The organism is Pantoea eucrina (assembly GCF_001691555.1).
In the GTDB taxonomy this organism is placed as follows: domain Bacteria; phylum Pseudomonadota; class Gammaproteobacteria; order Enterobacterales; family Enterobacteriaceae; genus Pantoea; species Pantoea borealis.
The window spans coordinates 342,383-356,681 of record NZ_MAYN01000008.1 but is presented as its reverse complement, the minus strand read 5'-3'; the positions used below and the strand labels follow the sequence as shown (position 1 = coordinate 356,681).

General features: G+C 57.5%; 15 protein-coding genes. 11 read left to right on the top strand and 4 right to left on the bottom strand.

What is annotated here, in order from left to right:
• Positions 1–435: 435 nt before the first annotated feature.
• From BBA90_RS07800 to speG, 6 genes are all read left to right on the top strand, one after another.
• Positions 436–2,004, top strand: a complete 1,569-nt coding sequence (locus BBA90_RS07800; RefSeq protein ID WP_065648636.1) for an ABC transporter substrate-binding protein — start codon at positions 436–438, stop codon at positions 2,002–2,004.
• Entirely contained in the window at positions 2,004–3,056 is a 1,053-nt protein-coding gene (locus tag BBA90_RS07795; RefSeq protein WP_065648635.1) for an ABC transporter permease, read from the top strand. The genes BBA90_RS07800 and BBA90_RS07795 overlap by 1 nt, the downstream gene beginning before the upstream one ends.
• Positions 3,053–3,910: an ABC transporter permease gene (locus tag BBA90_RS07790; RefSeq protein ID WP_065648634.1), complete on the top strand. Its 858-nt coding sequence runs from the start codon at positions 3,053–3,055 to the stop codon at positions 3,908–3,910. The genes BBA90_RS07795 and BBA90_RS07790 overlap by 4 nt, the downstream gene beginning before the upstream one ends.
• Entirely contained in the window at positions 3,900–4,733 is an 834-nt protein-coding gene (locus tag BBA90_RS07785; protein ID WP_065648633.1) for an ABC transporter ATP-binding protein, read from the top strand. The genes BBA90_RS07790 and BBA90_RS07785 overlap by 11 nt, the downstream gene beginning before the upstream one ends.
• Positions 4,726–5,391 (top strand): ABC transporter ATP-binding protein, encoded by a 666-nt coding sequence (locus BBA90_RS07780; RefSeq protein WP_065648632.1) that lies wholly within the window; start codon positions 4,726–4,728, stop codon positions 5,389–5,391. The genes BBA90_RS07785 and BBA90_RS07780 overlap by 8 nt, the downstream gene beginning before the upstream one ends.
• Positions 5,392–5,459: 68 nt before the next feature.
• Entirely contained in the window at positions 5,460–6,005 is a 546-nt protein-coding gene (speG, locus tag BBA90_RS07775; protein ID WP_039379754.1) for a spermidine N1-acetyltransferase, read from the top strand.
• Between the two features lie 453 nt (positions 6,006–6,458).
• Here the strand turns inward: speG and BBA90_RS07765 are convergent, their stop codons facing one another.
• The 4 genes from BBA90_RS07765 to BBA90_RS07750 form a co-directional block, all read right to left on the bottom strand.
• Positions 6,459–6,881, bottom strand: coding sequence for a hypothetical protein (locus BBA90_RS07765; protein WP_065648630.1), 423 nt, complete (start codon positions 6,879–6,881; stop codon positions 6,459–6,461).
• Positions 6,882–6,980: 99 nt separating this feature from the next.
• Positions 6,981–7,913, bottom strand: a complete 933-nt coding sequence (gene mmuM, locus BBA90_RS07760) for a homocysteine S-methyltransferase (protein WP_065648629.1) — start codon at positions 7,911–7,913, stop codon at positions 6,981–6,983.
• Positions 7,903–9,315 carry an S-methylmethionine permease gene (mmuP, locus tag BBA90_RS07755; protein ID WP_065648628.1) on the bottom strand — a complete coding sequence of 471 codons (1,413 nt, stop codon included), beginning with the start codon at positions 9,313–9,315 and terminating at the stop codon, positions 7,903–7,905. Before mmuP ends, mmuM begins: the two co-directional genes overlap by 11 nt.
• A 132-nt stretch (positions 9,316–9,447) precedes the next feature.
• Positions 9,448–9,786, bottom strand: coding sequence for a DUF2002 family protein (locus tag BBA90_RS07750; RefSeq protein ID WP_065648627.1), 339 nt, complete (start codon positions 9,784–9,786; stop codon positions 9,448–9,450).
• A gap of 148 nt (positions 9,787–9,934) precedes the next feature.
• Here BBA90_RS07750 and BBA90_RS07745 point away from each other — a divergent pair, with 148 nt between their 5' ends.
• The 5 genes from BBA90_RS07745 to nrdF all read left to right on the top strand — a co-directional run bounded on the left by BBA90_RS07745 (position 9,935) and on the right by nrdF (position 14,249).
• Positions 9,935–10,249: a DUF883 family protein gene (locus BBA90_RS07745; RefSeq protein WP_065648626.1), complete on the top strand. Its 315-nt coding sequence runs from the start codon at positions 9,935–9,937 to the stop codon at positions 10,247–10,249.
• A 264-nt stretch (positions 10,250–10,513) separates the two neighbouring features.
• Positions 10,514–10,756: a glutaredoxin-like protein NrdH gene (gene nrdH, locus BBA90_RS07740; RefSeq protein WP_065648625.1), complete on the top strand. Its 243-nt coding sequence runs from the start codon at positions 10,514–10,516 to the stop codon at positions 10,754–10,756.
• A gap of 4 nt (positions 10,757–10,760) precedes the next feature.
• Positions 10,761–11,165: a class Ib ribonucleoside-diphosphate reductase assembly flavoprotein NrdI gene (nrdI, locus tag BBA90_RS07735; RefSeq protein ID WP_065648624.1), complete on the top strand. Its 405-nt coding sequence runs from the start codon at positions 10,761–10,763 to the stop codon at positions 11,163–11,165.
• Entirely contained in the window at positions 11,144–13,282 is a 2,139-nt protein-coding gene (nrdE, locus tag BBA90_RS19540; protein ID WP_075050723.1) for a class 1b ribonucleoside-diphosphate reductase subunit alpha, read from the top strand. Before nrdI ends, nrdE begins: the two co-directional genes overlap by 22 nt.
• Positions 13,283–13,289: 7 nt before the next feature.
• On the top strand, positions 13,290–14,249 hold the full coding sequence (nrdF, locus tag BBA90_RS07725; RefSeq protein WP_065650426.1) for a class 1b ribonucleoside-diphosphate reductase subunit beta: 960 nt from the start codon (positions 13,290–13,292) through the stop codon (positions 14,247–14,249).
• Positions 14,250–14,299: the final 50 nt, after the last annotated feature.

The following is a 14,299-nucleotide window of genomic DNA, read 5'->3' as shown; positions in this document are numbered from 1 at the left end:
AGAACGTGCCGCCCGCCTGAGAGGCAAGCAGCAGCAAAAGGATCGGTGCGTCAGCTTGCCCTGTATCGCCATCGATAAGGTTGACTGTTCAACAAGATCCTCCAGATAGTTAGTTGCCGTTATTATATTTGTGCAACAAGTGAAGTAAAGCTGAATATAACGCATGAGCGGTTTATCTAAATTCTGTTGCCGTTTGGTTGAGCACGTTATTAATGGCTTGCGGTTGCGACCCGGTAAGTCCGCAGAAAATCCGGGGCTGAAACATTTCTGAAAAAGCGTATCTGATGCGTACTATGCTGGTTATTACCGGCCATAACCCTTATAACAGAACCGCCGGTCTTAGAACCTAAAAGCATATGCATAGCCATAAATAGACTATTCTTCACTGGTACGCTCTCGTAAACTCGCGTTACTTTTTTAAGGCAAGGAAACAACATGAAAACAATTATTCCCTCACTGCTGGCGCTGTCGCTGGCGGCCGCCTTCTCTGCGCACGCTGCCACACCCAAAGATACGCTGGTAATTGCACAGTCTACCGATGATGCTGACAGCTTCGATCCGGCGCAGGGTTTTGAACTCACCACGGTACAGTCGTTTACTAATATCTATCAGCGCCTGGTCCAGTCCGATCCGCAAAACCCGACCGACCTGAAACCGACGCTGGCGACCTCATGGCAGTCGGGCAGCGATAACCGCAGCCTGACGTTTGAGCTGCGTAAAGATGCGACCTTTGCCAGCGGCAATCCGCTGCGCCCGGAAGATGTGATTTTTTCACTGGGTCGCGTGGTTAAACTGAATCTCGACCCCTCTTTTATCCTGACGCAGCTCGGCTGGAATAAAGATAACGTTGATAGCTTCCTGAAAAAGGTGGATGACCAGCACGTTCAGATCAGCTGGAACGCTAACGTCAGCCCGGCCTATGTGCTGAGCCTGCTCTCAGCGCCGGTCTCTTCAATCATTGATGAAAAAACAGCGCAGGCTAATGCGAAAAACGGCGATTTCGGTCATGCATGGCTGGGAACCCACTCTGCCGGCAGCGGCCCGTATCAGATCCGCAAGGTGGTGCTGCATGAAGCAGTTCTGCTGTCGGCAAACCCCTCTTCACCCGCCGGTGCGCCGAAGCTGAAAAATATTCTGATCAAAAACGTACCGGAACCTGCGGCGCGCCGCCTGCTGCTGGAACAGGGCGATGTGGATATCGCACGTAACCTGGGCGCCGACCAGATTGCCGCGCTGAAAGGCAAAGCGGGCGTCAAAACCGATGCGATCCCGATGGCGTCGCTCTATTACATTCAGTTTAACGTCGGCAAAGATCCGGTGCTGAAAAACCCGGCGCTGTGGGAAGCGGCACGCTATCTGTTCGATTATAAAGGCATTGCCGACAACCTGCTGAAAGGTCAGTTTGAAGTGCACCAGACCTTCCTGCCTAAAGGCTTTTTAGGCGCGCTGAATGAAACGCCATACAGCTACGATCCGGAAAAAGCCAAAGCGATTCTGAAGAAAGCGGGCCTGACGAATGTGAGCTTTACGCTCTCCACCAGCAATCAGCCGCCTTATCTTGATATCGCTCAGGCGCTGCAGGGCAGCTTTGCGAAGGGCGGGGTAAAAGTTGAGGTTCAGCCGGGCCTCAGCTCTGAAGTCTCAACGCGGGTTAAAGCGCATCAGTTTGAGGCGACGCTGAACGCCTGGGGTGCCGATTATTTCGATCCCAACACCAACGCCGCCTCCTTTGCCTATAATCCGGAAGATGGCAGCAAAACCATCGCCTACCGCTCTGACTGGCACATTCCGGAGCTGAGCAAGCAGACGCTGGCTGCCACGGCGGAAGCGGACAGCAACAAACGCGCAGAGCTGTACCAGGCGATGCAGCGCGAAGTGCTGAAAAACTCCCCGTACGTGATTGGCCTGCAGGCGCGTAATCTGGTTGCGCTGCGCGACAATCTGAAAGGCTATGTGCAGGGCATCAACCCCGATATGGTGTATTACGCGCAGGTCTCTAAATAATGTCCGTATCTGCTTCACAGACCGGGTTCGCCCGGTCACTCTGGCAGCGCGGCAGCCGCCTTGTCACCAGCCTGCTTTCGCTGCTGGTGACGCTGCTCGGGCTGCTGGCGTTTACCTTTATGCTGTCGCACCTTTCGCCGGTTGATCCGGTGCAGCAGATTGCCGGCGATCACGCCAGCGAAGCAACCTATGCGCAGGTGCGGCACGATCTCGGACTTGACCAGCCGGTGCTGGTGCAGTTCTGGCGCTATATCAGTCATCTGGCGCGCGGCGATTTAGGTCTTTCTCATCTGACGAATCAGCCGGTGAGCGCCGATCTGCTGCGTACCTTTCCGGCTACGATTGAGCTGGCCACCTGCGCAATGATCTTTGCCGCCGTGTTTGGCGTGGCGCTGGCGCTGCTGGCCGCGTGGAAGCCAGGCAGTGTTATCGACAACGTGGCGCGCTTTATTTCGCTGCTGGGTTATTCGGTGCCGGTGTTCTGGCTCGGGCTGCTGGGTCTGCTGCTGTTCTACGCGGTGCTGCACTGGTCCGCCGGACCGGGTCAGCTGGATGATATCTGGGTCTACACGCTGGAGCCCAAAACCGGCTTTGTGCTGATCGACAGCTGGCTCTCCGGCGATCCGGAGATGTTCCGTAATGCAATTGCGCATCTCTGGCTGCCGGTGGTAATTCTCGGCCTGCTGGCGATGGCGGGCATCACCCGCCTGCTGCGTGCGGCGCTGCTTGAAGAGAGCAGCAAAGAGTATGTGGTGCTGGCACGTGCAAAAGGCGCAGGCCGTACGCGCATCCTGCTGCGTCATATTCTGCCCAACGTCACCGGTACGCTGATCACCGTGATTGCACTTTCGTATGCCACGCTGCTGGAAGGCTCGGTGCTGACAGAAACCGTCTTCGCCTGGCCGGGCGTAGGCCGTTACATGACCAATGCCCTGTTTTCAGCGGATGTGCCGGCTATCCTCGGCGCCACGCTGCTGATTGGCGGCTGCTTTATTCTGCTCAACGCCGTGGCTGATGCCCTGACCTGGTTAACCGATCCGAGAACCCGATGACTCAACAACTTCACGAACTGGAAAGCGTGCGTCCGCGTCGTCGTCGGGCGCGCGTGACTTCCCTCTCCATCGGCCTGACGCTGGTGGTAATTCTGATTGCGATGGCGCTGCTGGCACCGTGGCTGGCCCCGTTCGATCCGAATGTGCAGACCATTAACCAGCGCCTGCTGCCGCCCTCCGCCCTGCACTGGTTTGGCACCGACGGCTTTGGCCGCGACCTGCTGTCGCGCGTGATTTACGGTGCGCGCCCGACGCTGCTGCTGGTGTCGCTGATTCTGGTACTGACGATCCCGGTGGGATTACTGATTGGTATTACCGCCGGTTATGTCGGCGGCTGGACCGAGCGCGTGCTGATGCGCATTACGGATATCTTCCTGTCGTTACCAAATCTGGTGATTGCGCTGGCGCTGGTCGCCATGCTCGGTCCGGGCCTGATGAATGGTGCGCTGGCGCTGGCGCTGACCAGCTGGCCGCCGTTTGCCCGCCAGGCGCGTGCAGAGACGCTGGCGCTGCGCCGCAGCGACTATCTTGCCGCCGCGCGCATGCAGGGGATCACCGGCCTGCGGCTGATGTTCGGCCATATTCTGCCGCTCTGCCTGCCAACTGCCGTCGTGCGTGCTGCACTCAGCCTCGGCGGTATTATTCTTTCTGCTGCGGGTCTCGGCTTCCTCGGTATGGGCGTACAGCCTCCTACCGCCGAATGGGGCTCAATGGTTGCCGAAGGCAGTAAAGTGATTTTCGATCAGTGGTGGGTAGCTGCGGCGCCCGGCGCTGCGATTTTGTTCGCCAGCCTGGCGTTTAACCTGACAGGCGACGGCCTGCGCGATCGACTGGATACCCGCCATGCAAAATGAGTTATTGATTGATGCCCGCGGGCTGAGCATCCGCAGCGGCGAATCACTGCTGGTGGATAACATCAGCTTTCAGATTGGCCGCGAACGCGTGGCGCTGGTCGGTGAATCCGGCTCCGGCAAATCACTCACCGCACGCTCGCTGATGGGCCTGCTCTCCCCTTCCCTGCAGCTGCAGGCTGAACGTCTGCAGATTGCCGGCGCTGATGCTCAGCGTCTGCAGGAGCGTGACTGGATCACGCTGCGCGGCGGCAAAGTGGCGATGGTGATGCAGGACCCGAAATATGCGCTTAACCCGACGCGTACCATCGGCTGGCAGGTAGAAGAGCCGCTGATTTTGCATCGCAAGCTGAGCCGCGCTGAACGCCGCGAGAAAGTGTGTGAGATGCTGGCAGCCGTTGGCCTGCCCGAACCGCGTCAGCTGATGAAGCGCTACCCGCATCAGCTCTCCGGCGGCATGGGCCAGCGCGTGATGCTGGCGATTGCGCTGATCACCGATCCGGAACTGCTGATTGCCGACGAGCCGACCTCTGCGCTCGATCACGCCATGCGCGACCAGGTGCTGGCGCTGATCCGCCGTCTGGTTGAGCAGCGTAATATGGGGCTGCTGCTGATCAGTCATGATCTGCAACAGGTCTCAGAACATTGTGAACGGGTAATGGTGATGTATAAGGGCCGGCTGCTTGATACGCTGCCGGCCTCACAGCTCTCTCATGCCACTCACCCTTATACCCGCACGCTGTGGGCATGTCGCCCCGGCAAGGCGACGCACGGCGAACGTCTGCCGGTGCTGGATCGCGCTGCGCTGGAGAGAGAGAATGATTGAGTTATCAAACCTGAGCGTTGCCCATAAGCACGGCTATGAGCTGCGTACCGTAGTGCATGACGTCTCGCTGCAGGTCGCTGCCGGTGAATGTTTTGGCCTGGTCGGTCCCTCCGGCTGCGGCAAATCCTCGCTGCTGTGGGTGCTGGCCGGGCTGAACCCGCACTGGCAGGGCGAGATGACGCTGGCGCAGACGGCGGTGCAGCCCGGTAAAGCCTTTACCGGCCAGCTGCGGCGCGATGTGCAGATGGTGTTTCAGGACCCCTATGCCTCGCTGCATCCGCGTCATCGTCTGCGCCGCACGCTGGCGGAGCCCCTGAAGCTGCTGAAGCGCGACAATATCAATGAGCGCATCGACGCAGGTTTTCGTCATGTCGGTCTCGATCCGGCGCTGGCAGATCGCTATCCGCATCAGCTTTCGGGCGGACAGCGCCAGCGCGTGGCGATTGTACGCGCACTGCTGCTGGAACCTAAAATTCTGCTGCTGGATGAACCGACATCAGCGCTGGATATGTCGGTGCAGGCGGAGATCCTCAACCTGCTGAACGATCTCAAGCAGAACGACGGACTGACCATGGTGCTGGTCAGCCACGATCCGGATGTTATCGATCATATGTGCGATCGCGCGGCGCATATGGCGCAGGGACGCATTGTCAGTTAGCCTTTCGCTTATGCGGCCTCCGGTATCCGGCGGCCGCTTTCTGAATTTCTTAACGCAAGGAGCAGCCTGTGACGGTGAAATTACGCCCTCTGGAGCGGGAAGATCTGCATTTTGTTCATCAGCTGGATAATAATGCCAGCGTGATGCGCTACTGGTTTGAAGAGCCTTATGAGGCGTTTGTTGAGCTTTCCGATCTCTATGACAAGCATATTCACGATCAGACCGAGCGGCGCTTTGTGGTCGAATATGAAGAGGAAAAAGCGGGACTGGTTGAGCTGGTGGAGATTAACCATGTGCACCGTCGCGCTGAGTTTCAGATCATCATCGCGCCAGGCCATCAGGGCAAGGGTTTAGCCAGCAAGGCGGCCCGGCTGGCCATGGATTACGGTTTTTCCGTGCTGAATCTCTACAAGCTCTATCTGATTGTTGATCAGGAGAATGAGAAGGCGATTCATATCTACAGTAAGCTCGGCTTTGAAGTTGAAGGCGTGCTGAAGCATGAATTTTTTATCAACGGTGAATACCGTAACACCATCCGCATGTGCATTTTTCAGCAGCAGTATCTGGCGCAGCATAAACCCGGCAACGCCATGGTCAAGCCCACCGCCCAGTAAGCAGCGAACCGCAGGCATCTGAACATTTTGCAGGGGCGCATGAATGCGCCCCCTACGGCATCTGAACCCTTCGTAGGGGCGCCATTAATGGCGCCCTGGCCGGCGTGCCGGGAACTGGCCAGGGGCGCATGAATGCGCCCCCTACGGCACCTGAACCCTTCGCAGGGGCAACATTAATGGCGCCCTGGCCGGCGTTGCCGGGAACTGGCCAGGGGCGCATGAATGCGCCCCCTGCGGCACCTGAACCCTTTGCAGGGGCGCCATTAATGGCGCCCTGGCTGACGTTGCCGGGAACTGGCCAGGGGCGCATGAATGCGCCCCCTGCGGCATCTGAACCCTTCGTAGGGGCGCCATTAATGGCGCCCTGGCCGGCGTTGCCGGGAACTGGCCAGGGGCGCATGAATGCGCCCTCTACGGCACCTGAACCTTCGCAGGGGAATGATTACGCAGAGATCAGCGGCCGCGCGCGCCTACCACGTTCAGTACCGGCTGCGGATGATCCGGTTTCAGGGTATACATCCCGCCATAGAACGGATCGACCACCAGCCAGCCCGGGAAGCCGAGCAGCGGAATATTTCCCAGCACGTACCAGAGATTGGCACTTGCCTCAATCGGCAGCGTCAGCGGGACATAGCCGGGGCTTTCCAGCATGACCTGATAATGTTTTTTACCAAAGTAGCTGCCGTTTGATTTTGCCAGGTCTATGGTCTGGGGCGTGTAGCCCTGCGCTACCGCGCGTCCGGTCTCATCCTGTACCGTAAAGCGGGCGCCTTGCGGGATAGAGTCAATTTTTACCGGCTGCGTGTCTGTACCGACGATAGTGGCGCAGCCGCTTAGCAGCAGCGCGCAGGCGGGAAGAGTGTGTCGCAGGTTCATAGCAGATCCGCATCAGAGTCAGAGAGCACAGTGTAAACCGTGCTCTCTGGCTTTTCACTGACGACAATCGCGCTATCAGTGTGCTTTTTTTGTGCTTATTCAGCGTTGACAACAGGCAGCAATTGCCCGGATATCCTCAGGCGACGTCCGGCAGCAGCCGCCAATCAGCTGCGCACCTGCCTGCTGCCATTCGCTGAACTTCTCCTGCAGCGTGCAGCCAGACGGGGCGGAGTGCCAGCTTTTACTCTCTGCATCATACTGCTCACCCGAGTTAGGGTAGACCAGCAGCGGCTTCTGCGTCAGCGCCTGCAGGGTCCGCAGCGCCGGCGTAACGCTCTCCAGCGCCACACAGTTAATGCCCACCGCAACAACCTGCGGTGCTGCGTCAATCACCTTCATCACGCTCTCAAGCGGCGTGCCGTCGCTGATATGCTCTGCGTCACGCAGCGTAAACGAAAACCATGCGCTGCTTTGCGGGAATTCAGCCAGCAGCGCGATCAGCGCCTGCGCTTCGCCAAACGACGGCAGCGTTTCGCATGCCAGCAGGTCGACGCCCGCCTCCAGCAGCGCCGCCACGCGCGGCCGGTGGAAATCTTTCATCTCTTCCGGCGGCAGCGCGTAGTCGCCGCGATACTCGGCACCGTTTGCCAGATAGGCGCCCCAGGGCCCTACTGAACCGGCGATCAGCAGCGGAGCCGTGGTGCCGGAAGCAGCACGGTAATCATCGCGTGCACGCTGCGCCAGCGTCACGCTCAGGCGGATCAGCTCGCCCGCCTTGCCGCTATCCAGGCCGCGTGCGGCAAAACCGCGCGGCGTTGCCTGATAGCTGGCGGTGATCGCCACCTGTGCGCCGGCAGCAAAGTAGTCGCGGTGCACGGCATAAATCAGTTCCGGCTGCTCCATCAGCACTTTTGCTGACCAGAGGGAGTCTGCAAGATCGCAGCCGCGTGCCTCCAGCTCGGTGGCCAGCGCGCCATCCAGGATCAGCGGACGGGTTTGAGTGAGTGCTTCAGCAATCGGGTTACGCGGCATGGTTGCTCTCCTGCGTCTTAAGGGGTTTACGTCGCCGGGTAACATAGTAAGCAGCATAACAGAGCAGTACAAACGGAATACCGCACCAGAGCGCGATGCGCTGTGACGGATCAAACGCCAGACCCACGCACGCTACCAGACAAAGCACAAATCCCAGTACCGGCACCACCGGGTAGAACGGCGCGCGGTACGCGAGCTGCCTGATATCATTTCCGGCCTGCACGTAGCGCCGGCGGAAAACGTAGTGTGAGGCGCAGATGCTGAGCCAGACGGCCACCACGGCAAAACCGGAGATGGCCGACAGCGCCACAAATACCGTATCCGGCGCGATTACGCTGGAAAAGAGCGCCAGCAGGCCGCCCAGCATGCTGATGGTGATCGCCAGAACCGGAATACCACGCCGGTTCACGCGCGCAAAACAGCGCGGCAGCGTGTTTTCATTCGCCAGCGACCAGAGCATGCGTCCGGAGGCATAGAGGCCGGAGTTAGCAGCAGAGAGGATCGCCGTAAGAATCACGAAGTTGAAGATGTCAGCTGACCAGGGAATACCGATTTTTTCAAACACCAGCACAAACGGGCTTTTAACTATGCCCGCCTGGTCCATCGGGATCAGGGCCGCCAGCACAAATACCGTGCCGACAAAGAAGATAATCAGGCGGGCCACGGTTGTACGGATAGCCAGCGGCAGCGCTTTCTGCGGCTCCTCAGTCTCACCTGCTGCAATTCCGATCAGTTCAGTCCCGGAAAACGCAAAGTTTACCGCCACCATCGTCATCAGAATAGGCAGCGTGCCGTGCGGCAGCCAGCCCGACGCCGTGAGGTTATGCAGGCCCGGCGCGGCAGAGCCATCTTTCAGCGGGATAAAGCCAAACATCGCGGCGCCGCCCAGCACAATAAAAGCGATGATGGTGACCACTTTAATGATCGAGAACCAGAACTCGCCTTCGGCAAAAAAGCGCGTAGAGATAATATTCAGCAGATAGATGGCCAGACAAAATACCAGACACCAGAGCCAGACCGGCACGGCCGGGAACCAGTACTGCATACAGAAACCGGCCGCGGTCAGGCTGGACCCCAGCGCCACGGTCCAGGTGAGCCAGTAAAGCCAGGCGACGGTGTAGCCCGTGGCCGGGCTCAGGTAGCGCGCGGCGTAAACGTGAAACGCACCGGTTTCCGGCATCGCTACCGCCAGCTCGCCCAGACAGGCCATTACCAGCCAGACCACCAGCGCGCCGATGAGATAGGCCAGCAGTGTGCCCGCGGCACCGGTTGTTGAAATGATGTAGCCGGTGTTAAAAAACAGGCCGGTGCCAATGACGCCGCCCAGCGACAGCATCACCAGATGCCGCACTTTCATCGTGCGTTTAAAACTTTCCTGCGGAGGGGTATTCGCGCTTTGCATGCTGATAATCCATATGGACGTCTAAACTTCTATATGGATACAGAGTTATACGCATCCGCGCTGCGTTTTGCAACGTGGCGGAAACAGGGAATCGTACAGATCGGGAGAGCCCCGCGTTAACGGGGCAAAAAATCAGGCGCCAAACACGCCCTGCAGATAGCGCTCCAGCGCAACACGGGAACTGAAACCGTGGGGAATACCGTAATGCTCCTGTGAATTACCCATCAGGTAGAGAGGGAATTGCGTGTAGTGATCGCAGGTTTTCATCTCTGAGGCGGGCTCAGCAAAGTGCTGGCTTTTCTCTTTCAGCGTAGGATGTATCACCAGCGCTGTGCGTCCCAGACGCGCCTCACGGTTAACATAGACGTAGTTCTCACCACGGCGGTAACCATAGGTTTTTGGCGTCAGAACATCCATTTCGAATCCTGCTTTTTCCAGTACGCGCGCAACCTCATCCGGACGTAAATACATGCTTGCTCCTCTCTTCTCACAGCTCCGCAACCTTACAACAGACCTATGGTACAGACATTCGGATTTTCCCTAAAGCCTGGCATAGCGCTGCGTTTAATCACGTATCGTCTACACTTAGTATTACGTTTTAAATCAAAGGGAGCGAAAAATGTTTAATCGAACGACTAAAAATGATGACATTGATATCAATCAGGATGTAAACGATCTGGCTGATTCGCTGGAAGCGTTGCTCAAATCTTACGGCAGCGATGCCAAAGATGAAGTCGACAGCGCACGCGATAAGGCGCAAAAACTGCTGAAACAGACCCGTGCGAAAATGAACGGCAACAATTCAGTTTCACAGGCGGCGCGTGATGCAGGCTATCAGGTTGATGCCTATGTGCGCGACAAGCCATGGCACGGTGTCGGAGTAGGCGCTGCCGTTGGTCTGGTCCTGGGTGCGCTGCTGGTATCCCGCCGCTAATCTGACCTATGAAATCTCACAAGGCCCTGCTGACGCAGGGCTTTTTTTTGCCGTTTTTTACGCGAAAAATTTTTTCCGCTGCGAAAAGCGCTGCCTGCCTGGTTTGTGCTGCTATCGGAGCAATATCCCTTCAGTTAGCGGGTTGACCACCGCAATCGCTACATCTAGTATCTTATAATCAAATAAGGCACTACATATTGAAATATGACCCGTTGCGTCTGGCAGTAGCCGCTATCTTCCTGTGACTAAAAGGAAATGCGAATCATGAGCATTATTATTTACACTAAAAGCAACTGTGTCCAGTGTGACACCACTAAACATGCGCTGGATCGTCGTGGTATCGCTTACCAGCTCATCAATCTTGATATACAGCCGGAGGCGACTGGAGAGCTCAGAACGCTGGGCTACCGCCAGGTACCGGTTGTGATAACGCCGGACGACAGCTGGAGCGGCTTCCGTCCGGACAAAATTGCTGCGCTGCGCCAGCCAGCAGCGGTAAGTGAATAGCCCCGTGTATCCGCTGGTCTATTTTTCCAGCCGATCTGAAAACACCCACAGGTTTATTACCCGCCTGGCGCTGCCGGCGCGCCGCATTCCTGCAGAGGCTGACCAGCGGCTGCAGGTTGACCACCCCTATATTCTGGTGGTGCCAAGCTATGGCGGCGGCGGTGTGCAGGGTGCCGTACCACGCCAGGTGATTCAGTTTCTTAACGACAGCGCGAATCGTCGCGGCATCCGTGGCGTTATTGCCGCCGGCAACCGCAATTTCGGCAGCGGTTTCTGCCTGGCGGGCGACATCATTGCGCGTAAATGTCAGGTGCCCTGCCTCTATCGCTTTGAAATGATGGGGACGCCGGAAGACATTGCGCAGGTTAAAGCAGGAGTAACCCAATTTTGGCAACAGCAGACACCCTGAACAGCACGCAGCTCGATTACCATGCGCTGAACGCGATGCTGAATCTGTATGACGCAGCAGGCCATATTCAGTTTGAGAAAGATCGTGAAGCGGCGCGGCAGTTTTTCCTGCAGCATGTTCAGCCCAACACGCTCACCTTCAGCTCTGCCGCTGAGCGACTGCGCTATCTGGTGGATGAAGGCTACTACGAAGCCAGCGTGCTGAATCAGTATGATTTCCGCTTTCTCTGCGCGCTGCATGATGACGCGGATGCGCAGAAGCACCGCTTTCACACCTTCCTCGGCGCCTGGAAGTTTTACACCAGCTATACGCTGAAAACCTTTGATGGCAAACGCTACCTGGAGACCTTCACCCAGCGCGCCTGTATGGTGGCGCTGACGCTGGCACGCGGTGATGAGCAGCAGGCGCGTGCGCTGCTGGCGGAGATCCTGAGCGGCCGTTTCCAGCCTGCCACGCCCACGTTTCTGAACTGCGGCAAACAGCAGCGCGGTGAGCTGGTCTCCTGCTTCCTGCTGCGTATCGAAGATAACATGGAGTCGATTGGCCGGGCGGTGAACTCTGCCCTGCAGCTCTCTAAACGCGGGGGCGGCGTGGCGTTTCTGCTCTCTAACCTGCGCGAAGCGGGAGCCCCCATCAAGCGCATTGAAAACCAGTCATCCGGCGTGATCCCCGTCATGAAGATGCTGGAGGATGCGTTCTCCTACGCTAACCAGCTGGGCGCCCGCCAGGGTGCCGGTGCCGTCTGGCTGAATGCGCATCATCCCGATATTCTGCGCTTCCTTGATACCAAACGTGAAAACGCAGATGAAAAAATCCGCATTAAAACGCTTTCGCTGGGCGTGGTGATCCCGGATATCACCTTTCAGCTGGCAAAAGCGAACCGGGATATGGCGCTGTTTTCGCCGTATGACGTTGAGCGCATCTATGGCAAAGCGTTCAGCGATATCAGCATCAGCGAGCACTATGATGCGATGCTGGCTGACGATCGTATCCGCAAAACCTATATCAAACCGCGCGACTTTTTCCAGACGCTGGCAGAGATCCAGTTTGAATCGGGCTATCCCTACATCATGTATGAAGATAGCGTTAATCGCAGTAATCCGATTGCCGGCCGCATTAACATGAGTAACCTCTGCTCGGAGATTTTGCAGGTGAACAGCGCCAGTGAACTGAATGAGGATCTCAGCTACCGGCGCACGGGCAAAGATATCTCCTGTAATCTCGGATCGCTGAATATCGCGCACGCCATGGACTCCCGCGACCTTCCCCGCACCGTAGCGGTGGCCGTGCGGGCGCTTACCGCGGTGTCAGAGATGAGCGAGATCGCCTCGGTGCCGTCCGTCGCCGAAGGTAACCGCCGCTCACACGCCATTGGTCTCGGGCAGATGAATCTGCACGGCTACCTGGCGCGGGAAGGCATCGCCTACGGTTCAGACGAGGCGCTTGATTTCACCAACCTCTACTTTTACTGCGTCACGTTCCACGCACTGCGTACCTCAAACCAGCTGGCCCGCGAGCGGCAGCGCAGCTTTGACGGATTTGAACAGTCGCACTACGCCAGCGGGCGCTACTTCGATAAATATATTACGCACAGCTGGCAGCCGCGCACCGCCCGTATTGCGCAGCTGTTCCACGATGCCGGACTTGTCCTGCCGACGCAGGCTGACTGGCAGGCGCTGCGGTCGGCGGTAATGCAGCACGGGCTGTTTAACCAGAATCTGCAGGCGATCCCGCCGACCGGTTCTATCTCCTACATCAATCACGCCACCTCGAGTATTCATCCGATTGTGTCGCGCATTGAGATCCGTAAAGAGGGCAAGACCGGGCGCGTCTATTATCCGGCACCGTTTATGACCAATGAAAACCAGGCGTTCTATCAGGATGCCTACCAGATCGGTCCTGAGGCGATTATTGATACCTATGCCGAAGCGACGCAGCATGTCGATCAGGGATTGTCACTGACGCTGTTTTTCCGCGATGACGTCACCACGCGCGATATCAACAGGGCGCAGATTTACGCCTGGAAAAAAGGCATCAAAACGCTCTATTACATTCGTCTGCGTCAGATGGCGCTGCAAGGCACGGAGGTTGAGGGCTGCGTCTCCTGCGCCCTGTAAAATTATGATGAAACGTAATGCCATTCAGGCAATCAACTGGAATCGCCTGCAGGATGATAAAGATCTTGAGGTCTGGAACCGTTTGACCAGTAACTTCTGGCTGCCGGAAAAAGTACCGCTGTCAAACGATCTGCCCGCGTGGCAGGCGCTGGAACCGGCGCAGCAGCAGCTGACTATCCGCGTGTTTACCGGGCTGACGCTGCTCGATACGATTCAGAATGTGGTGGGCGCACCGGGCCTGATGCCGGATGCCGCCACGCCGCATGAAGAAGCGGTGCTGTCAAATATCAGCTTTATGGAGGCGGTACACGCCCGCTCCTACAGCTCGGTTTTCTCCACGCTATGCAATACGGCAGACGTGGACGCTGCCTACCGCTGGAGTGAAGAGAACGCCGCGCTGCAGAATAAGGCGCAGATCATTCTGGCGCACTATCAGGCGGACGATCCGCTGAAGAAAAAGATCGCCAGCGTCTTTCTGGAGTCGTTTCTGTTTTACTCGGGCTTCTGGCTGCCGATGTACTGGTCAAGCCGCGGCAAGCTGACCAACACCGCCGATCTGATCCGTCTGATCATCCGCGATGAGGCGGTTCATGGCTACTACATCGGCTATAAATATCAGCAGGCGCTGCAGCACGCCGATGACGCGCGGCGAGAGGCGCTACAGCAGTTCGCTGTCGATCTGCTGCTGGAGCTGTATGAAAATGAACTGGCTTATACCGATACGCTGTATGGGGAGTCGGGCTGGGCTGACGAAGTAAAAGCTTTTCTGCACTACAACGCTAACAAGGCGCTGATGAATCTGGGCTATGAGGCGCTGTTTCCGGCGGAGATAGCGGCAGTTAACCCGGCAATACTGGCAGCATTGTCGCCCAACGCCGATGAAAACCACGACTTCTTCTCCGGCTCCGGATCCTCCTATGTGATGGGTAAAGCTGTGGAAACGGAAGATGAGGACTGGGATTTTTAACGTTACGCTGCACTGCCGGTTTTATACGCCACGGGAGAACTCCCGTGGTG